The organism is Methylobacterium sp. PvP105, from assembly GCF_017876975.1.
GTDB lineage: Bacteria > Pseudomonadota > Alphaproteobacteria > Rhizobiales > Beijerinckiaceae > Methylobacterium > Methylobacterium radiotolerans.
The window spans coordinates 1,264,491-1,283,400 of the sequence record NZ_JAGIPA010000001.1 but is presented as its reverse complement, the minus strand read 5'-3'; the positions used below and the strand labels follow the sequence as shown (position 1 = coordinate 1,283,400).

Annotated in this window: 17 protein-coding genes; 8 read left to right on the top strand and 9 right to left on the bottom strand. The window is 69.2% G+C overall.

The window, feature by feature from the left end; genetic code table 11:
* Positions 1-131 precede the first annotated feature (131 nt).
* The 4 genes from J3A75_RS06085 to J3A75_RS06070 form a co-directional block, all read right to left on the bottom strand.
* Positions 132-2,171 (bottom strand): hypothetical protein, encoded by a 2,040-nt coding sequence (locus J3A75_RS06085; protein WP_059407734.1) that lies wholly within the window; start codon positions 2,169-2,171, stop codon positions 132-134.
* An 864-nt stretch (positions 2,172-3,035) separates the two neighbouring features.
* Positions 3,036-4,307 carry a tetratricopeptide repeat protein gene (locus tag J3A75_RS06080; protein ID WP_209649804.1) on the bottom strand — a complete coding sequence of 424 codons (1,272 nt, stop codon included), beginning with the start codon at positions 4,305-4,307 and terminating at the stop codon, positions 3,036-3,038.
* Positions 4,308-4,626: 319 nt separating this feature from the next.
* Positions 4,627-5,673, bottom strand: a complete 1,047-nt coding sequence (locus J3A75_RS06075; RefSeq protein ID WP_059407737.1) for a protein kinase domain-containing protein — start codon at positions 5,671-5,673, stop codon at positions 4,627-4,629.
* Between the two features lies 1 nt (position 5,674).
* Entirely contained in the window at positions 5,675-6,049 is a 375-nt protein-coding gene (locus J3A75_RS06070; protein WP_059407742.1) for a MarR family winged helix-turn-helix transcriptional regulator, read from the bottom strand.
* A gap of 113 nt (positions 6,050-6,162) precedes the next feature.
* Here J3A75_RS06070 and J3A75_RS06065 point away from each other — a divergent pair, with 113 nt between their 5' ends.
* On the top strand, positions 6,163-7,275 hold the full coding sequence (locus J3A75_RS06065) for a DUF4062 domain-containing protein (protein WP_059407745.1): 1,113 nt from the start codon (positions 6,163-6,165) through the stop codon (positions 7,273-7,275).
* An 81-nt stretch (positions 7,276-7,356) separates the two neighbouring features.
* Here the strand turns inward: J3A75_RS06065 and J3A75_RS06060 are convergent, their stop codons facing one another.
* Positions 7,357-7,965, bottom strand: coding sequence for a recombinase family protein (locus tag J3A75_RS06060; protein ID WP_059407746.1), 609 nt, complete (start codon positions 7,963-7,965; stop codon positions 7,357-7,359).
* A gap of 529 nt (positions 7,966-8,494) precedes the next feature.
* Between J3A75_RS06060 and J3A75_RS06055 the strand changes: the two genes are divergently transcribed.
* Positions 8,495-9,343: a hypothetical protein gene (locus tag J3A75_RS06055; RefSeq protein WP_059407748.1), complete on the top strand. Its 849-nt coding sequence runs from the start codon at positions 8,495-8,497 to the stop codon at positions 9,341-9,343.
* A 113-nt stretch (positions 9,344-9,456) separates the two neighbouring features.
* Here the strand turns inward: J3A75_RS06055 and J3A75_RS06050 are convergent, their stop codons facing one another.
* Genes J3A75_RS06050 through J3A75_RS06035 form a run of 4 tightly spaced genes read right to left on the bottom strand, consistent with a single transcriptional unit; the run spans position 9,457 to position 12,923 of the window.
* A complete protein-coding gene (locus J3A75_RS06050) occupies positions 9,457-10,071 on the bottom strand; it encodes a class I SAM-dependent DNA methyltransferase (protein WP_059407750.1) in 615 nt (204 codons plus the stop codon).
* Positions 10,068-11,210, bottom strand: coding sequence for an acyl-CoA dehydrogenase family protein (locus J3A75_RS06045; RefSeq protein ID WP_059407752.1), 1,143 nt, complete (start codon positions 11,208-11,210; stop codon positions 10,068-10,070). The genes J3A75_RS06050 and J3A75_RS06045 overlap by 4 nt, the downstream gene beginning before the upstream one ends.
* Positions 11,211-11,224: 14 nt before the next feature.
* On the bottom strand, positions 11,225-11,734 hold the full coding sequence (locus J3A75_RS06040; RefSeq protein WP_059407754.1) for a DNA polymerase ligase N-terminal domain-containing protein: 510 nt from the start codon (positions 11,732-11,734) through the stop codon (positions 11,225-11,227).
* Positions 11,727-12,923, bottom strand: a complete 1,197-nt coding sequence (locus tag J3A75_RS06035) for a glycosyltransferase (protein WP_059407756.1) — start codon at positions 12,921-12,923, stop codon at positions 11,727-11,729. The genes J3A75_RS06040 and J3A75_RS06035 overlap by 8 nt, the downstream gene beginning before the upstream one ends.
* 120 nt (positions 12,924-13,043) lie before the next feature.
* On the opposite strand from J3A75_RS06035, the gene J3A75_RS06030 reads away from it, so the two are divergent.
* The 6 genes from J3A75_RS06030 to J3A75_RS06005 all read left to right on the top strand — a co-directional run bounded on the left by J3A75_RS06030 (position 13,044) and on the right by J3A75_RS06005 (position 18,882).
* Positions 13,044-14,252, top strand: coding sequence for an MFS transporter (locus tag J3A75_RS06030; RefSeq protein ID WP_059407757.1), 1,209 nt, complete (start codon positions 13,044-13,046; stop codon positions 14,250-14,252).
* A gap of 60 nt (positions 14,253-14,312) precedes the next feature.
* Positions 14,313-15,473, top strand: coding sequence for an MFS transporter (locus J3A75_RS06025; RefSeq protein ID WP_059407760.1), 1,161 nt, complete (start codon positions 14,313-14,315; stop codon positions 15,471-15,473).
* 62 nt (positions 15,474-15,535) lie between these two features.
* The gene (locus tag J3A75_RS06020; protein WP_059407763.1) at positions 15,536-16,450 is read left to right on the top strand and encodes a manganese catalase family protein; all 915 of its coding nucleotides are present in this window, start codon (positions 15,536-15,538) and stop codon (positions 16,448-16,450) included.
* Between the two features lie 182 nt (positions 16,451-16,632).
* On the top strand, positions 16,633-17,637 hold the full coding sequence (locus J3A75_RS06015) for an HWE histidine kinase domain-containing protein (RefSeq protein ID WP_059407765.1): 1,005 nt from the start codon (positions 16,633-16,635) through the stop codon (positions 17,635-17,637).
* 117 nt (positions 17,638-17,754) lie between these two features.
* On the top strand, positions 17,755-18,498 hold the full coding sequence (locus J3A75_RS06010) for a Crp/Fnr family transcriptional regulator (RefSeq protein ID WP_059407767.1): 744 nt from the start codon (positions 17,755-17,757) through the stop codon (positions 18,496-18,498).
* A 114-nt stretch (positions 18,499-18,612) separates the two neighbouring features.
* Positions 18,613-18,882, top strand: coding sequence for a DUF6894 family protein (locus J3A75_RS06005; protein WP_202130604.1), 270 nt, complete (start codon positions 18,613-18,615; stop codon positions 18,880-18,882).
* Positions 18,883-18,910: the final 28 nt, after the last annotated feature.

The following is an 18,910-nucleotide window of genomic DNA, read 5'->3' as shown; positions in this document are numbered from 1 at the left end:
CGGGGCCCGTGTCCCGGTCAGCGCCACGCAGGGGCCCGAAATAGATGAAGGCCTCCCCGGCGATCCGGAGATGCCTTCGAGATGTGCTGCATCTCGCCCGAACCCCAGGCGTCCCGACAATACCGCGTCGCCTAGGCTGCCACAAGCGCCAGGGAGCGGCGAGGCGTAGTCCAGCCCCCGGAGGCATCCGCGTAAGCCTCGGCCTCGCGAGAAAGGTCCAGCTGGGGCAGCGGGGCGGCCCTGGAAGGGGGCGCGAGGCGGCACTGACCCCGAGCGCCATCTCGCCGGGCAGACCGTCTGGCGGGCCCGACGATGGGCCTGGAGAGGTCCTGGAGAGCCGCCTGGGCAAGCACCGCATCGGCGGGGTCGACGCAGCCGGGATCCCCGACGAGGTCCCATGCCGCATCCCTGTGCCACTCCCACGTCCCGCTGGCCGTGGTCACGGTGGCGAACCAGTCCGACCAGCGCTGGACCACGACCTCTCCGGGAGCCGGCAGGGGCGCCAGTGAGGCGGGGCGGGCCTCACGCGAGGCAGAGCCCACAATATAGCGTGACGCGAACCCGACAGGCTCGACAGCCTCATCGATCCCGGTGGCGTTAGCCAGGACCTCGGACTGCGTCTCGGCCACGATGGAGGACCGCTCCAGAGCCTCGGCATCCCGGGCGGCCCTCAAGGTCTCGGCATCGATCGCGCCGTCGAGCCCGTAATCGGCGGAGGCGAGGCGCATGGCGAAGAGGACCGCCTCCTTGCCCAGGTCGTGGCAGGCGCAGATCTCGGCGAGGCTCATGCCGGCCGCTCGCTGCCCCATCGCGTACATGCCGATCGCGAGCCGTTGATCGGCCGAATCCGAGGCGCTCTCGATCCCGAGGCGACGTCGGCGTGCCGCTTGCCGCTCAGCCGGCGTCATGGCCTTGCCGCCGCCGGGGAACAGGGCGCGCAGACCGAAACGCTCCGCCTGCTCCACCTGGATGTCAAGAAGGTCGACGATCGTCGCGGCCTTGTGGTTGTACAGGATGGACTGCTCGACACCCTCGAACTCGTCGGTCTCGCCAGCCTCGTGGCGGCGCTGGCGCCGGTCGAGCGTCCCGAGGGCGCTGAGCGCCTCCTTCTCGGTCAGGCCCGCGAGAGGCGCGAGCTCGGCGGCCCAATCCTCACGCCGTCCGCCCCGGACGTGCGCGGTGGCGTTCGCGGTCAGGAACAGCCACAGCTCGCGCCTGCCCTGGGGCGGGCCGCCCATGCCGTCCCGCCACGCGTACAGGTCGCGCAGGATCCCGACCCACCGACCGGCCGGACCGGCATGGCGACGGGGACGCGCAGGAGCCGGATTGTCGTTGGCGGCCGCGGCGGTTTGGGCCTCGGCACGGGCCCTTCGGCGCTCCTCGATCTCGCGCCGGGACACGGGCAGGATGGCGTCGGCCAGGGCGTGGAACGAGTAGCGCGTCGCGTCCGCAAATGCGGCGGGCGCGATGAGCCGGGCCATAGTCCTGCTCTTCACGTTCATGCTCCCGACGAGCCGCACGACGCGGGCGCTGTCGCGGCAGACGCGGTCGAGACCGGCGTCGCGGAACAGGCGCCACATGGGCAGGCGCTTGGCCTCGATCGCATCGAGCTCGGGGTCGGCGTGCCTGCGCCGAACCTTGGGCATGCCGTTCGTGGCGAGGTCCGGCCCATGCAGGGCATCGTAGACTGCGCGCACACGCGCCCACGCGGCAGCCTTCACGCCGTCGCATGCCCACGTCCCCTGCAGGCCGCATCCCGAGGCGACCCAGATCGAGGGCAGCGGGATCCCGGCGGCGACCATCGCCTCGATCAGGAGGTCGCGCACGGCCTCGGGCGCCCATCCATAGAAGGGTTGGCTCTCGTTCTTCTGGTAGTCCCAGTCGAGAACGAGCGAGCCGACCGCCTTGAGGCACTCACCCGTGCGCCGGCGACCCCAGAAGCGGTTGAGGCTGCTGTACCGGTCCTCGGCGCCATGCTGCCTCAGGACGGCATCGGCCGGGTCGAGCGTCTCGCCCTCGAAGCGCTCGCCGTCGTCGTCGGCAACCTTCGTCCCGACCCAGGCGCGCCCGATCGACCCCTTGGGGTGCAGCCATGCGACATGGGCTGCCCGCAGGTGGGCTCGGGTGGCCTGGCAGGGTGTGGTGGAGGTCTGCGCGTCGGGCGTCATCATCTGGGGTCGGATCGAGTTGACGATGGGGCAGCACACCCATCGACGAAGCTACGGTACGCGCGTCGCTGGCCAACTCCAAACCGGGCATCCTGCGGCCGACTACCGAGCCTGCCCGCTCCTAAGAGGCGCACCGTGGCGGGGGGCCGCCCATCCCACGCATGGGCCATCGCGCGCGCGAATCGGACGCCTCGCATGACGGGCGCGCCGTGGCTTGGATCGGGACACGCCTCGCCCGGCACGGTCGCCCCCGTTGTCAGGGGAGACAGGGTCGAGGGCATGCGCGCGTGGAGTAGACGGCCGCCGTCGGCGGAGGGTGCCCCTGCCTCCGCGAGGGTAGCCTGCCCCCGGGGCACCCCCTCCCCCCGGGGGGGGCAGTCGGGTCACAACGTTTCCTGCCGATATGTAAGGAAGATGTCCCGTCAGGTTGTTGCCGAGTTCAAAAACGAACTGGTCTTCACCGCTCACTATTCCTCGGAATAGGATGGTTTCGGACCACTTGGCCGACGGCTACACCGTCAAGTGGGTCAGATCGACGTACGGGCGGAAAATGCTTGCGCGTAGTGATCGTCCGCGGTGACGATCTTGGAATGTCGTCGGCTCGCCCTGGTACACAATCGCTGCGTCGGCCAAATTCGGAGCGTCGATGACTGAGTTCGTCAGCGATCGGATGCGTATGCTTGCAAGGATCCGCCTCTGGTCTCCGAAATTAACGTCCATTTAAGCCCTAGCCTTGGCCTACCAAGAGCTACCACGGCCGATGCCGGTCTGGCAGCTTCGGACGTCGCTCGGTCCCCAGTGGGCTGCGTCGCCACCAAGATCCACCGGCGCCGCCGCCAGCGGGTCGCTGCTGTGCTCGGTCGCGGATCACGATCCCGGTCTGGTCCAGCCTGGCGTGCTCCACGAGATGACCCGAGGCTTCGTTGGCAGAGGCTCGGGGCGAGGAGGCACGGGGTTCGGCTTGCGGGGGCTCAGTGGCGCGATACCCATCAGCGTCTCCACCTTCTCCAAGGTGAACGACACCTCCGTAAAGCCAAGGCGCTCGACGGCCTTTTGTGCCTCAAGGAGGAGCTTCGGGGCATCCGGGTCGCCGGCTAGGTGCGCCTCCCGAGCCAGGAAGACGCGAGCATGGGCGCTCGGCATGGGCATGTGTGCTTTTCGGAAACCTTCCGCGGCCTCCAGGTAGAGCTGACGGCCCTTGGCCAGGTCCCCGGACCGGAAAGCCACCATTCCGTTGTTCGCCCCGGTCAGGTGCCTGAAGGCAGGGGACGCTTTTTTGGCGTCGATCTGGCGCAGGAGCTTGCTGGCCTCGGCCAGACGGTTCTGGGACGCCATGACGAAGGCACGGACGTTCAGCAGGATTGGCGAATCCGAGTTGCGTTGAAGGCCTCGGGCCGACAGCTCCTCCGCCTTCGGGAAATCCTCCGTGAAAGCGGCCGTGCTCGCGCCGAACTCGTAGGGCCGGAGCGAGAAGGGATCGACACGGGACCAAGCCTCGCAGGCGCACGGGACGTCGTCGAAGCGGGCCCTTCGATAGAGATGGAAGGCCTGGGCCTCGTGAGCCTCCGACACCGTGTCCAGTCGCTCGTGCGGGACGAGATCGACGCCGAGGTGCCGGGTCGCCCACTCACCCTGCGCCAGCGAGCTGCCGGTCGGGTCGACCATGCTCGTGCGGAACATGCGCCTGGATCGCTTCACTCCACCGCCGAGGAGGTCGGCCGTACCGATCGCGCCCGCGAGCTCGGTGATCTGGTGGGGGAACATTCCCCCGTCATCGACGAAGCGGACGCCTTGCTTGAAGAAGGTCGGATCCCGGTCGGCAAGCTCGGCCAAGGCGATCTCCGCGGCGAGCAGCCACGGGTCCCCCCGGGTCGCGGCACTCCTTCGCACGATGTCGTGCGCGCGCTCTGGGTCCCCCATGTGCAGGAACAGCCGCGACGCCGAACGCAGCACGTGCCGGTTGTCGGGTGAGAGCTGAAGGGCGACACGCATCGATCGCTCCGCCCGCTTGTCCCGCCCGGCAACCGTCTGGTGAAGTGCCAGCTCGACCCATGCCAGCGCGTCGTGCGGGTGCAGCCTCGTCAGGTCCCGCCACGCGGTGGCGTCGGTCGGCCGCGCATGCACCAGCTTGTCGGGCACCTCCTCGCCGTTGCGGCGGAGGAGTTCCGCCGCCTGGGCCCTGACGAGCGGCGCGGCGGTGCTGGCGGGGCAATCAGCCGGCGCGCTGCGTTGAGGGCCTCTCCCTCCCGGCATTCGACGATCGCTATCTCGACGAGCTCGGATGCGGAGACGATGCTGGGAAACATTCGCCAACGTTCGAGACGTTGCACCATTTCGGGCGAGAGGTGGGGCGCCGGCTTCGGGGTCCCCCTTAGCCCGAGCTCGCGCGCGCGCAAGGTGAGCGCAAGGCTCCTCCACCGTGGGACGAGACGACGTTGCGTCGCGAGGGATTCCGGCGTCATGCGGCCCTCCCGGTACGCATGAGGATGCTGAGCCGCTTCGCAGCCAAGTCCATCCTCGAAACGTACCGTTCGAGCGAGAACTGGGTGGACTGGCCGAGGTGGTCGGGATGCCCCCGGCGCTGGAGGTCCGGGTCGCAGAACTCGCGCACCAGGCCGAGCACGTCGGCGCGGACGCGCTCGTCGATGAGCGGGCTCACATCCGCCAGGACTGCGGAAAAGGCGTTCCGCACGTATGGCAGGACCTGCTCGTAGGTCCCGCCCCAGGCGCGGGGATGATGCTGCGGATCCAGCTTCGAAAGGAGGAGGGGCGTGATGTTGACCCCGGAGAACAGGAAGGCGGCGAGGTTTCCCAGCATGTAGAGATCGCAACCGATCCGGCGGTTGGTGAACTCGGGGTGCACGAAGCCGAACAGCTGCTCGGGCGGGGCATACCCGCGGTCGCCGGCGATCTTGAAGTCGTCGTGGGCGGCCGGCTGGCCCTTCCGCGAGGACCGCCCGAAATCGGCGACCTTGAAGGAGGGGCCCGGATAGGCGAGCACGTTCGACGGCTTGCCGTCCTGATGGGCGATCATCTCCTTGTGGACCTGCCAGAGGCCGAGCGTGATGTCCTTGAGCGCATGCATGCACCACAGGGCGTCGCACGCGGTGCTGGTGTCCATCTGCACCCGGACGTCGCCCTCGGCCATCTCGAAGATGAGGTAGAAGACGCGTCCCTCCATGGGGCCCATGCCGGGCACCTGGACGTCGCCGTGGTCGAGGGCGATCACGACCTTCGAAAGCCTGCGCCCGCGGCAATGATCGAGGATGGCGCGCTCGTGGTTGTAGCAGGCGATGAGCTTCTGGATCTCGTTCGCCATGTCGACGTCCGGCTGAAGGGCCGGCGAGAAGTCGAACGCCTTCAGGAATCCGACGGCGGCGCCCTTCTCCGCGATGTAGCTCTGCGAGAACATCCCGCCGGTCGCGGCGGGACCGCGCTGGAGGTGCCTCGTCACCTTCCACCCGTTCTTCAGTTCGAGGCCGAGGAGCTTGTCGGCTGCCGACATGTCAGTGTCCCTTCGAGTGGCGGGTTGAAGGCCCGGGGCCCGTCATCCTGGTGACGAGATCCCGGCCGGCGGGTGTCAGCGTGAGCGCTCTCTTGCGCGGATCGGTCAGGGAGACGCCCTGGTCGATCAGCGGCTCCTTGGGGCCGGCGCCGGATGCAGACTGGTAGCGCCCAAGCAGCACGGCGACGAAGCGGCTGGCCGATTGCTGCGGAACGCCCATCCGCTCCGCCAGGTCGTTCACCGACAGGTTCGGCTCCGCCGCGATCGTCAGTAGCGCCAGGAGCTGCGGCAGCGACAGCTCGTCACCCGCGGCGGCGATGGCATCGCGCAGGTCCCTCAGTCGCTGCGTATCGTCGGCTTCAAACGGCGTGCCCACACCAACCTCTTGTTCTTACCCATTTTTGGGTGCATATCACCAAAACGAGTACGAACACAAGCGCGATGTCCATGATCCCGTGGCGTCGGGCGTCACGCAGAGGCGGTCACCCTATGAAGATCTTTGTCAGCTCACTCATCTCCGGCCTGGAGCCGATCCGCGACGCGGCCCGCTCCGCGATCGGCGATCTCGGCCACGGGGTCATTATGGCAGAGGATTTCGGCGCACGTCCGGCATCGCCGCAGGTCGCCTGCCTCGAAGGAATCCGCCACGCCGGCCTCGTCGTGCTGATCCTCGGCAAGTCCTACGGGGCGAAGCAGGAGTCCGGCCTCTCGGCCACGCATGAGGAATACAGGGAGGCGCGCCAGACCAGACCCGTGATCGCCTTTGTCCAAGAAGGCGTCGATCGGGACGATGACGAGGCCGCCTTCGTGGCAGAGGTTCAGGGTTGGAGCGGCGGTTTGTTCCGCGGCGGGTTCAGCGGGCCCGACGACCTGCGGGGCAAAATCGTCCGGGCCGTGCACCAGTACGAGATGTCCAAAGCCGCCGGGCCGGTCGACGAAGGAGCAATGCTCGATCGCGCGATTGGCATGTTGCCTAAGGATAGCCGAAGCCACTCGACCGGCCAGAAACGCCTGTCCATCTCGGTCGTCATGGGCCCGGAGCAGTCGATCCTGCGGCCGAGCCAGATCGAGGATCGCGACCTGGCGGAGCAGCTGCTGCAGTGGAGCCTCTTCGGCAGGACCCAGATCCTCGACCGAGGCAAGGGCATCGGGGATGTCGTCGAGGGCGGTGCGCTCGTGATCCGTCAGGAGCGCGATGCCGCCGTGACGATGATGCCGCAGGGGCACATGCTGTTGACGCTGCCGCTCCCGCGCTCGGACGATATGATGGGGGCGGTCATCGAGGAGGATGTCACCGACCTGGTGACGCGGATCCTCCGTTACGCGGTGGCGGTCCTGGACCGGATCGATCCGACCCAGCGTCTCACGCACGTCGTCCTGGCGGCCTCGATCGCCGACGCCCAGTACATGATCTGGCGCACCCGCAGCGAGGCGAACGCGAACAGAGGCTCCGTCAGCCACGGTTTCGGCCACAAGGAGCCGGGTCCGGTGACCCTGTCGCCGGCCCTGCGTACCCGGGCCGCCATCAAGCATGACGAGCGCGACCTAGTTGAGGATCTCGTGACGTTGCTCCGCCGGGAATACCGGACGAACACCAACTGACGTCGGCGTGTGGGGCCGCAGGGTCCCTTCCCTGGGCCCGCAGTGACATCCGGTGCGCGCTATGAGCGGAGCCGCCGGAGGCTACGGGGCCGTCGATCGGATCCCGGATCGCGGGATCCCATCCGATTGCCGTGCGAGGGTTCGGTAGACGGTGGGCCGCGAGACGGAGAACAGCTCGGCGAGGTCGGCGATCGCGTATTCTCCCGTGTCGTTCATCCGGCGCAGCTCTCGCTGCTGCTTCTCGGTGAGCTTGGGCTTCTTGCCCCTGAGTTTTCCCCGGGATCTGGCGATCGCCATCCCCTCGCGGGTGGGCAGGCGGATCAGGTCGCTCTCGAACTCGGCGAAGGTGGCCAGGATGTTGAAGAACATCTTCCCCAACGGATCGGCCGGATCGTAGACGCTCGCCCCCAAGGCCAGCTTGATCCCTCGCCCGGCGAGCGCGTCGGCGATGGCACGGGCGTCCGGAACCGAGCGGGCCAGCCGGTCGAGCTTGGGGACCACGAGGGTGTCGCCTGTCCGGGTGGCGGCCAGCGCCTGCGCCAGGCCCGGGCGATCCCTGTTCGTGCCGGTCAGCCCGTGGTCGGTGTAGACCCGTTCCGGTGCGACCCCGAGCCCTTCGAGGGCGGCGCGCTGGGCCGCCAGATCCTGCCGGTCGGTCGAGCATCGGGCATAGCCGATCAGAATCGTCATGGCGAGAAGTGTACGATTGGCCCCCCGCCACTGAAAGGATCAGCGTACGGGTCTTGTGAGACGGTCACCCGCTCGGGAGGCCCGTATCACCGGCGGCGGATCCCAGGCGTCTGTTGGACGATCCCGTTACGGACAGGCGTTCTGACCGGTAGTGGCCGTAAGCGGAATGGCTGCTTCAGAGGAGGTTTTCTGGGAAAGCAGACGGCCTCCTGAAACCCCGTCGCAGTCGTTCACGACCGACGCGGTAGCCCTTGAAAGCGGAGGTGACAGGGCTCTTGAGGCCACATGCTCGTGGTCGTTTGCGGAATTCCTGGCACAGGCAAGACGACCCCGGGGATGGCCCTCACGGTCTGGCGTCTCGCCGCCTCTGGAGGACAAGAGAGCGGCGCTCTTCAATCGCTGTGGCAGGTTTGAATGGTTAGGGTTCTCTGGGCGGGTGTCCGTTGGCCGATGCAGGCATAGGTCATCCATGGCCGGCGGGCGCGAGGCCAGCTACGTCGGCGTTCCGCCCGGACGCTAGGTGCCGATCATGTTCGACATGACGAAAGTGGTCGCTAACGCCCTGGGCGAACACCTCGCGCTCACGTACCAGCGCACCTTCGGCAGCCGAGAGCCGCGGTACGCCGAGATCATCGAGGCCTCCGCGCGGCTCATGATCGAGCGCATCGTCGGCAGCGACGCCCTCTACCACGACGGCGACCACACGACCCTCGTCACCCTCGTCGCCCAGGACATCCTGCGCGGCCGCTTCCTCCAGCGGGGCGTCACGCCCGAGGACTGGCTGCACATGATCGTGGCCGCCCTCTACCATGACATCGGATACGTGCGCGGCGTCTGCTCGGGCGACCGGGCGGACGCCTTCGTCATCGACGCCCAGGGCACGACCGTGAGCCTGCCGCGCGGCGCCTCGGACGCGGCGCTGGCGCCCCACCACATCGAGCGCTCGAAGCTGGTGGTGAAGGAACGCTTCGGCACGCACGACCTCGTCGATGCGGGACGGGTGATACGCGCCATCGAGCTGACCCGCTTCCCGGTCCCGCAGGACGACGAGCACCGAGAGACCGGCACGGAGGCAGGCCTGATGCGGGCCGCCGACCTGATCGGGCAGTTGGGCGACCCGCTCTACCCGCGCAAGCTGAACGCGCTCTTCCACGAGTTCGCCGAGGTCGGGCTCGACCGCCAACTGGGTTACGACAGCCCGGCCGACCTGGCTGAGCGCTACCCGGTCTTTTTCTGGGCGAAGGTCGAGCCGGTAATCGGCGATGCGACCCGCTTCCTGGACCTGACGGTCGAGGGGCGTGGATGGATGGCCAACCTCTACGCCCACGTGTTCGCGATGGAGCACGACCGCCGTCGAATGGGTCCGCATCCCGGCTGAAAGCAAGGAGGCCTGCCGTAGACTGCAATGCGCGCTTGTCTGGCAGCGGTCAGACCACACTCCGTCGCGGCGCGAACGTGTAACAAATACCGGGTAACGCTATGCGGCGCCCACTACCCCGACGGTCCATCTCCCTCAGGTTTCGTGCCGTGGACTAGCACGTCGAGCCGGTACTCGTCCGTCCTGTTCTGCCCGAAGACGCGCAGGAAGGCCCGTGTCTCTTCGATGAAGCGATCCGCCGCCTCGTCGCCAGTCAGCGGATAGTGGGTCTCCCCGGTCCAGTGAACCAGCACCACGTCCCCGCCCGGCCGGAGGCAGCCATGGACGCGCTTGGCCAAGCGCGCCACGTCGCCTGCGTCGAGGTAGTACACGACCTCCGAAAGCAGGATCAGGTCGAACGCGCCCTCCGGCCATTGGCCGGGCACCTGCGTGAGCTCGAATCGTACGTGCGACAGGTCCCTGCACCGTTCGCGGGCCCGCGCCAGAGCGCGTTCGGCCAGGTCAAGGCTGACGAGGGCATCGCAGCGTCGGGCGAGGGCCTCGGTCAGCACGCCGATGGAGCAGCCGACCTCCAGGGCAGAGGAGTAACGGTCCCGCGGCAGGGCATCGAGGGTCGCCGCGTACTTGGCTCGCTCGTAGTCGCTGGTCTCGAACTGCCAAGGATCCGGATCTGCGGCGTAGCGTTCGTCGAAGTAGCTCGACGGCAGGGAATGGGCGTGCCGGCTCATCGCGTTGACCTCAATTCGAACAGGTCGCCGGCGATGCCCCCGGCCCCGAGGATCTCGGCCGCCGCGGTGGCGAGCGCCCGGTCCGGTGCGGGCTGGCGCAGGTAGGTGGCGAGGTCGCGGGACAGCCGCTCCAGGGGATGCTCGCGCATGAAGCCCTGAAGGCCGACCGACCGCTGGGCGAGCTGCAGCACGTCGAGGCCGGCCTTCTCCACCGCCAGTCTCGCGAGGTTGACGAAGGCGACGATGCGGTCAGGCGCGAATTCGTCCTCGGCGACAAGACAGGCGGCACGCTCGACCCATCCCCGTGCGCCCTCCAGTGCGATGGCGCCTTCGCCGAGGCGGGCGAGCTGGTGCGGGTCGCCGCCGCGGCCGGTCGCGGCGAGATGCCCACGCCACGCGTCGAACACCGCCTCGATGCCGCCGAGCTGCACCGCCGCGAACCGCCACGCGCCGCCCGAGAAGACCGGCTGGCGATGGTAGTCGTCCCAACCGCCCAGGATCTCCTCCTCGGTGACGACTATATCCTCGAAGTCCACGGTGCCGGTCGCGGAGGCGCGCATGCCGTGCGCGCGCCAGCCAGTGAGGTCGGCGCGGCTGCCGGGCTCCAGCGGCACGACCAGCATCAAAGGCGAGGCGCCCGGCTCGTGCTTGACCGTCACCAGGGCGCGGGTGACGAAGCCGGCGCCCGACGCGAAGGTCTTCACGCCGCGGAGCCGGCGATCGTCCCCGAGCTTCAGGCAGTCGCCGGGCGGGTCGGTGTTCCAGACCCCGAACAGATGTCCGTCCCGCACATCCGCGAACAGGCGCGCGCGCTGCGTGGGCGTACCATACCGGGCGACGAGCTGGAGCGCGTTGACGTGCCCCTCGTAGATTCGGCCGAGCGCGAGGCTGCCGTACCCCACGAGCCGCAGCACCGTCGCGAACTCGGCCATGTCCGGTTCCTCGCCTAGGCCGAGGCCACCTTCATCGGAGGGAATGGGCGCGGTGAGCAGGCCGAGGCGAGCGAGGTCGGCGACGTCCTCAGCCGGGAAGCCGTCGTCGCGGTCCTGCCCGTCCGCGCGTGCCGCGGCCGCCGTCGCCACCTGCCTAGCGGCCGCGACCGCGTCGTAGGCCAGGTTAATCGGGATCCTCAGGTCCATCCGCCTTCCTCCCGTCAGGCCGCCGCGGCGGCGATCTCCTCGACCGTGCGTCCGGTCACGACCGAACGCGGTCGCTCCACCAGAATGTCCGGGTCGTCAGGTCCGCGGGCGGCCGCGTCGCGCGACTTGACCAGCAGCCAGGAAACATGCCGCTCGCGGGGCCGAGGTTTCATCCGCGTGAGACGCCAGCGGCCGGTCAACTTCTCGCCGTGCAGCGCGAAGGCGAGGGATCCGGACGCGAGTGCCGTCTCGGGATCGCCGTCCGGTGCCCAGGTGCCTTGGTCCCACAGCAGCACGACGCCGGCACCATAGTTGCCCGGCGCGATCACCCCCTCGTAATCGGCGTAGTCCAGGCCATGGTCCTCGACCTGGACGGCCAGGCGGCGCTCGCCCGCGACGAGGCTCGGGCCGCGCGTGACCGCCCAGCTCTTCAGGACGCCGCCGAGCTCCAGCCGGAAGTCGTAGTGCAGCCGGCGGGCGGCGTGCTTCTGCACGCGGTAGATCAAGGCACCGCCCTCAGGCATCGCCGGTCCGCTCGAAGGACGTCACGCCCAGGTCGCCCGCGGCGGTCCTTGCCCCCGTTGATCGGACCGAATGGCCGAGGCGTCGAGCGCCGCGCAGCAGGCAGGAGACCGCGTTCGCGAGGCGCGTGTGCCTCGCGAGTTCCCGCGGGCGAAGCGGGCGATAACCGAGCCGAGGGCTCGCGGCCTCGACCGCGGCGAGGATGGCGCCGAGCGTGGGCAAGCCGGCGATGATCCGCGCATCTTCGGCGCGGATGCCGAGCCACGGCGCCCAGAACGGGGTGCGGGCCAGCCGCCCGGTCGCTTGGAGCCGCCGGAGCCGTCGACGCCAGGCATACCGGAACACGGCCCGGGGCAGCGGCTCCAGGCGCGGGTCGCAGGGGCTCTCCGGCACCTCGCAGCGGAGCTTCATCGTGTCCGCCGCGCCGCCGGGCGCCCGGCCGTCGAGGCGGCCCGAGGTGACGACGAGGATGTCCGGGTCGTGACGCACCCGCGCGTCGCTCGACAGGAGCGAAGACACGAAGGCCTTGTCCTCGCCGACCGCCAGCGGCGGCATGCCCCCGACCTGTCGGTAGGTTTCGAGCCGGACCGCGAGCGTCGCCCCGGAGGTGGTCCAGTGCCGCGGCCAGGGATCGTGCGGCAGCGGGTCGATGAGGGCCTCGATCTCGATCAGCCGCGTCTCGTAGCCGCCTTCGAGGCGACCTCGCGCGTGCAGGGCGGCGGGCAGGCGCGCCGCGTCGGCCTCGTCGAGGGCGATCCGGCCGGCCACCGCATCGACCCCAGCCGCGACCGCGGCGAGGTTGCGGGCGACCCAGTCAGTCGGCACCCGGCTGTCCGCGTCCGTGGTGAGGATCAGGCCGTCGAAGGGCTCGCCCTCGTCCAACCAGTCGGCCGCTGCCTCCATCGCCTCACGCCGGGCCCATCCGGCGTTCGCTTCCGCATACTCGCGCTCGATCATACGGACGGGAATGCGCAGCGAAGGCAGCAGGCCTGCGACCACGTGTGCCGTCTCGTCGGTGCAGTTGTTGAGGAACAGCACCACGCCCAGCGCGCTTGCCCCGATGCCTCGCTGGGCGGCCAGCGCCTCCAGGCACGCGGCGATCCGCTCGGCCTCGTTCCGGACCGGGATGGCGACCACGCACCTGAGCGCGGGCGTCGGGTCCTGGCTCCCGAAAGCGTTCCCAGTCTCCATGTCACGACGGTCTCCGGCGGCCGCGTCAGGCTTGCTGGCGACCCGCAAAGCTAACCTGGGACAGGCGACTCCTTTCCTGGGGTTCAGTGCGACCAATACGACCGCGGTCCAGGGCAGCAGATGCAACCAGTCACGAGCCTTCTCGCCCTCAACTTCGCCCTGGCCGGTGCGCGCGAAGGCTTCGGGCCCTTCCTGGGCGTTTACCTGCAGCAGCGCGGCTTCGACCCGGCCGCGACCGGCTTCGCCATGGGCCTTGCCGGGCTCGCCGGCCTATTGGCGACGACGCCGGTCGGCGCGCTGATCGACCGTACGACGTACAAGCGTGCCGCCCTGGCCATGGCGGTGCTGGGCATCGCCGCGGGGGCGGTCGCCCTGGTCGCGACGGACAGCCTCTGGCTCATCGGTCTGTCGCAGTTGGTCATCGGTGTCGCCGACACCAGCATCGCGCCCTTGGTCGCGGCCGTGACGCTTGGCATCGTCGGGCAACAAGCCTACGGTCATCAGGTCTCCCGCAACGAGGCGTTCAACCACGCCGGCAACGCCGCCAACGCCGCCCTCTCCGGCGTGCTCGGCTACGCGCTCGGGCTCGGCTACGTGTCCATCGCCATCGTGGTCATGGCGGTCGCCTCGTGCGGCGTCCTGCTCGGCATCGACAAGGGCTGCATCGACCACGGCACGGCGCGCGGCGGCGAACAGGACGAGCGCTCGACGCTGCGCGTCCTGTTCGGGACTAAGCCGCTCCTGCTCCTGGCGGCCGCCGTGTTCGCCTACCAGACCGCGAACGGCGCCATGCTGCCGTTCCTCGCGCAGGCGCGCACAGCCTCGGGCGCCGACCCGAGCCTGACCACCGGCGTGATGACCGTCGTGTCCCAGGCCACGATGGTCGGCGCGGCGCTGCTGGCCGCGCGGGCTGCGCAGGGGCGTGGGCACGCCGGCGTGCTCTCCCTCGCCCTCGGGCTGGTCGTGGTCCGCGGCCTGCTAGCCGCGTTCGCGACATCCTGGTGGCTGGTCATCCCAGTCCAGGTCCTCGAAGGCCTGGCGATGGGGCTGGGCGGCGTCGCCATCCCGGCGCTCGTGGCCGAGATCATGGACGGCACCGGCCACGCCAATGCCGGGCTCGGCGGCGTCATGACCGCCTACGGCGCGGGCGCGACGGTAAGCCCGTTGCTGGCCGGCGTCGTCGCCCAATACCTCGGCTTCGCGGCATCGTTCGTCGTCCTGGCCGCCGTCGCCGCCGCCGGCTTGGCGGTGTGGATGGTCGGTCGCCGCGCGCTGGGCATGCACGGTCCGGCAGGTCAGACTGGCCGGGCGTCCGCCGAGCCGGCGTGACGGCTGGGATCTGGCGGCATGGATGCGCGGACCGGAGCGACGAGGTCGTGGGCGCGCGTTATGACGGGCTCCTTCCCGGCCTTCGTGCTGCTGCAGGGCTCGCTCTACGCTGCCTACGGCACCGAGTCCCCGTTCCTGCCGAGCTTCCTCGGCGAGCGCGGCCTGACCTCCGGTGAGATCGGCGTCGCGCTCGCGGCGGGTACGCTGATGCGCCTCGCCGCGGGCCCAGTGGCCGGGTACCTCGCCGACCGCTACGACGCCATGCGGGCCGTGCTCGGCGTCGCGGCCGCCGCCTCAGGGCTGATCGCCTTCGCCTACCTCGTCGGGTACGGCTTCTGGCCGCTGTTGGGAGTGAGCGTGCTGCACGCCAGCGCCATCGCCGCCCTGGCGCCGCTCGCCGACGCGCTCGCGCTCGGCGCCGCGGAGCGGGAGGGCACCTTCTCGTACGGCTGGGTCCGGGGCGCGGGCTCGGCGGCCTTCGTGCTCGGGACCCTGGTCTCGGGCCTGCTCGTCGCCCGGGCCGGCTTGGCGAGCATCATCGTGTCAAGCGGCCTCCTGTTCCTCGTCATGGCCGTCGCGACGGCTCGCGTCCCACCCGCCCCGGCGCGGGTCGGGCTGCCGAGCCTCGGCCTCGGCGGCCTCGGCGAGCTCTTGGCCCTCAAGCCGTTCCGGCGGATGCTCGTGGTGGCGGCGCTCGTGATCGGCAGCCACGCCCTGAACGACGGCTTCGCGGTGATCCGCTGGCGCGAGGCCGGGATCGGCCCGAGCGCGATCAGCCTGCTCTGGTCCGAGGCGGTCACGTCCGAGGTCCTCGTCTTCGTGCTTGCCGGCCCCTGGCTGCTGGCGCGCCTTGGGACGGCCCGGGTCGCGATGCTGGCCGCCGGCCTCGGCGTGGTGCGCTGGGCGGCCATGGCCTCGACGGCCGCGGTGCCGGTGCTCGCGGCCATCCAGCCGCTGCACGGGTTCACCTTCGCGCTTCTGCACCTCGCCGCCATGCAACTTATCGCCAGGGTCGTGCCGGAGCGCCTCTCGGCCAGCGCGCAGACGCTCTACGGCACGTTGGGCCTGGGCGTAGCCTCGGCGGTCCTAACCGCGGCGGGCGGCCTCCTCTACGGCGCGTTCGGCGCCGGAGCGTTCTGGGGCATGGCCGCGCTGTGCGCGCTGGCGCTGCCGCTCGCGGCGGGATTGGATGGCGCGATCCCTGGGCACCCGGAGGCCTGACGAACGCGATCCGGGCGCTAGCTGTCCGGGTGCGCATCCCTGCGCGGCCGGAGACCCGTGCCATGTTCATGAAGATCGACAAGCTCCTGACGGAGTTGCCGGAGCCCAAGAAGCCCGAGCCGAACGCCGCCGCCGCCCTGCAGGAGCTGCTCGGCGGCAAGTACGGCGAGATGTCGACGCTCGGAAACTACATGTTCCAGAGCTTCAACTTTCGCAACAAGGAGAAGCTGCGCCCCTTCTACAGCCTGGTGTCGAGCATCTTCGCCGAGGAGATCGGTCACGTCGAGCTCGTCTCGACCGGCATCGCGATGCTGAACAACGGTCCGGGCAACCCCAAGAAGGACGTCGACATCTCCAAGGCGCCGTTCGCCGAGATGCAGGACATCCGGCTCGCCGGCAGCTTCCTATCGAACGGCGGCGGCGCCATGCCGATGAACTCGAACGCCGCGTCCTGGAACATGGACATGGTCACGACCACCGGGAACCTGATCATCGACCTATTGCACAACTTCCACCTGGAATGCGGCGCGCGCATCCACAAGCTGCGGGTCTACGAAACCATGACCGAACCGACCGGTCGCGAGGTCTGCGGCTACCTGCTGGTGCGCGGCTCGCTGCACGCCCACGCCTACGCCCTGGCGCTGAAGAAGCTCACCGGCGTGGCCATCGAGCAGATGCTGCCGACCCCCAACATCGACCTTTCGCGCATCCCCGAGTGTCAGAAGTACCTCGATGAGGGCAAGCACCGGCGCCTCTACACCTTCAGTGAGTCGGACTACAAGGAAGCGGCCGGCGTCTGGTCGAACGACGAGGTGGCGCTACCCGGCGACCCGCCCGGCAACCTCGAAGTCGTTGACGGCGCGCCCGAGGGCGGCAAGATCCCGGAGCTCGACGGCAACTACGGGGCGTTCGCGCCGGACTACGCGCCGGAGGAGATCTTCGAGATCGCCAGCAAGCTCTACAAGAAGGGCCGCTGAGGTCATCCCGCTCGGTGCCGGCGTGAACCTGGTCGGCACCCGGCCGAAGTTTTCCCCGTGACACAAACGCCGCGAGGGCACCTTAGGGCGCCATCCACGGTTGTGCCTCCGTTGAGGTTCCCGGAGGCACAGCCGTCCTGGACGCAGGTTCGCCGTGCCAACACGGCGTCCAGGGGGGTCGGGTGTCGCGTCGAGATGAAAACGGACCGGACCAAGTCGACCTGCGGCTTCTCAAGGCTGCGGTCGAGGCGGCCGGCGAGGCCATCCTCATCACCTCTGCCGACCTCGACGAGCCTGGCCCGAGCATCCTCTATGCCAATCCCGCCTTCACCCGCCTCAGCGGATACGCCACGCACGAGGTTACCGGACGCAGTCCGCGCTTCCTGCAGGGGTCGGGGACCGACCGCGCCACGCTCGACCGGACGCGCGCCGCGCTGTCGGCCGGAGAAGCCTTCCAGGGCGAAACGCTCAATTACCGCAAGGATGGATCAGCATACTGGGTCGAGTGGCTGATCACGCCGGTCAAGAACGCCGACGGCCACATCACCCACTGGGTCTCGGCCCAGCGCGACGTCACCGAGCGCCGCGCCTACGAGGACCGGCAGGCGCTGATGGTGCGTGAGCTCCACCATCGGGTGAAGAACACGCTGGCCACGGTCCAGGCCGTCCTGAACGCGACCGTGCGCTCGTCACTCACGATGCCGGAGTTCACCCGCGCCTTCACCGGTCGGATTGTCTCGCTCGCAAGGACGCACGCGCTGATCACCGAGGACCAGGGGCAGGTTGCATCGTTCGAAGGGCTGCTCCGGGCCGAGCTCGACCCCTACAACGAGAACGGCCGCATAATGCTGCGTGGACCGCGGGTGCGGCTCCCCTCCGAACTAGCCGTGCCGGTCAGCATGGCCTTGCACGAGCTAACCACGAACGCGCTTCGCCACGGGGCGCTGGCGCACCCGGACGGCCGGGTCTCGGTGACGTGGACCGTCGAGGAAGGCGAGACGCGGCCGTGTCTGTCCTGGACCTGGGACGAGCACGACGGTCCTCCTCCCACGCTGCCAACCCGCGAGGGATTCGGCTCGCGCCTCCTCAACAAGATCTTGGTCGCGCAGACGGCGGCTCAGGTCGATGTGGCTTTCGATGCCGATGGCTTGCGGGTCAACGTCCGCGTCCCGCTCGAACACGTCTAGCGGTCCTGCGCGAACTCGACTGTGATGGGCGTTCGACGAAAAACGATTTGTTCTCCATCGCTGCTAATCCATGCTAATTTTCGACCACGACGGGTTTTCGTCGGTGGAGCGACTCCGATGTTTACCGCGTCCGAGCACCCGCTGTCGCCACTGCTGAAAAAGCTCGGAAGCCTCACCCGCCTCTCCGACCGAGACGAGCAAGCCATCCTGCACCTGCCGGCGTCGCCGCGGGTGTTCGCGGCAGGCCAGGACCTTGTGGGCGAGGGTGACCGACCCACCCGATGCTGGCTGATCGTCGAGGGCTGGGTGCAGCGCTACAAGGTACTTGACGAAGGCAAGCGCCAGATCTCCGCGTTCCACGTGGCCGGCGACATGCCGGACCTTCAGGGCCTGCACCTCTCGGTCATGGACCACAACTTGGGCGCGCTCACCAGGGTCACGGCCCTCTCCGTGCCGCACGAGGCGCTGCGCGAGCTCCTGCTGCGCATCCCCGAACTCAACGCCCCGTTCTGGCGCGACACCCTGGTGGACGCCGCCATCTTCCGCGAGTGGGTGGCCAACGTCGGGCGCCGACCGGCCTATCAGCGGCTCGCGCACCTGTTCTGCGAGCTGTACTTGAAACAGGTCGCGGTCGGCTTGGCCCGGGACGGCCGCTGCCCGATGCCGGTCACGCAAGTCGACCTCGCCGATGCGACCGGCCTGACCAGCGTCCACGTGAACCGCACGTTGCGCGAGCTTAGGCGCGATGGGTTGATCGAGCTCAGGGGCAAGCGGCTGGAGATCCCGGACTGGCCGCGGCTCGTGGCGGCGGCCAGCTTCAATCCCGCCTACCTGCATCTCGCCAGCCGCCCGACGGCCTGAATCACGGACGCAATCCAAGTTGTTGTGTCGTCTGGTGAGGCGGGGCAGCATTGGGCATCGCTCACCGGATGACCGGGCGTGGGCGGCTGAGAGACGCGCCGTGCTCCCGCCTGGATGAGCGCGGAGCGTTCGGTGCCTCGATACTATTTCGATACCTGCGACGGCGATGACGCGATTTCGGACGACGAAGGCATCGACTTGCCGGACGCGGAGTCCGCACGCCGCGCCGCGATAGGCGTCCTCCCCGACATGGCGCGCGACAAGCTCCCGGACGGTGACCGGCGCATCTTCGCGGTCAGCGTGCGCGACGCGGACGGATCGGTCGTCTACTCCGCCACGCTCGCCCTGACCGGCGAATGGCAGGTCCAGAGCGCGGGTTCGTAGGCCGGATCGGCCGGAACGCCGGATGGGC

What these genes read in the sequence shown, in the direction of transcription:
- J3A75_RS06085 (WP_059407734.1), bottom strand. Translation starts at nt 2,171, where the DNA reads ATGATGACGCCCGACGCGCAGACCTCCACCACACCCTGCCAGGCCACC.
- J3A75_RS06075 (WP_059407737.1), bottom strand. Translation starts at nt 5,673, where the DNA reads ATGTCGGCAGCCGACAAGCTCCTCGGCCTCGAACTGAAGAACGGGTGG.
- J3A75_RS06065 (WP_059407745.1), top strand. Translation starts at nt 6,163, where the DNA reads ATGAAGATCTTTGTCAGCTCACTCATCTCCGGCCTGGAGCCGATCCGC.
- J3A75_RS06060 (WP_059407746.1), bottom strand. Translation starts at nt 7,965, where the DNA reads ATGACGATTCTGATCGGCTATGCCCGATGCTCGACCGACCGGCAGGAT.
- J3A75_RS06055 (WP_059407748.1), top strand. Translation starts at nt 8,495, where the DNA reads ATGTTCGACATGACGAAAGTGGTCGCTAACGCCCTGGGCGAACACCTC.
- J3A75_RS06050 (WP_059407750.1), bottom strand. Translation starts at nt 10,071, where the DNA reads ATGAGCCGGCACGCCCATTCCCTGCCGTCGAGCTACTTCGACGAACGC.
- J3A75_RS06045 (WP_059407752.1), bottom strand. Translation starts at nt 11,210, where the DNA reads ATGGACCTGAGGATCCCGATTAACCTGGCCTACGACGCGGTCGCGGCC.
- J3A75_RS06040 (WP_059407754.1), bottom strand. Translation starts at nt 11,734, where the DNA reads ATGCCTGAGGGCGGTGCCTTGATCTACCGCGTGCAGAAGCACGCCGCC.
- J3A75_RS06035 (WP_059407756.1), bottom strand. Translation starts at nt 12,923, where the DNA reads ATGGAGACTGGGAACGCTTTCGGGAGCCAGGACCCGACGCCCGCGCTC.
- J3A75_RS06030 (WP_059407757.1), top strand. Translation starts at nt 13,044, where the DNA reads ATGCAACCAGTCACGAGCCTTCTCGCCCTCAACTTCGCCCTGGCCGGT.
- J3A75_RS06025 (WP_059407760.1), top strand. Translation starts at nt 14,313, where the DNA reads ATGACGGGCTCCTTCCCGGCCTTCGTGCTGCTGCAGGGCTCGCTCTAC.
- J3A75_RS06020 (WP_059407763.1), top strand. Translation starts at nt 15,536, where the DNA reads ATGTTCATGAAGATCGACAAGCTCCTGACGGAGTTGCCGGAGCCCAAG.
- J3A75_RS06010 (WP_059407767.1), top strand. Translation starts at nt 17,755, where the DNA reads ATGTTTACCGCGTCCGAGCACCCGCTGTCGCCACTGCTGAAAAAGCTC.
- J3A75_RS06005 (WP_202130604.1), top strand. Translation starts at nt 18,613, where the DNA reads ATGAGCGCGGAGCGTTCGGTGCCTCGATACTATTTCGATACCTGCGAC.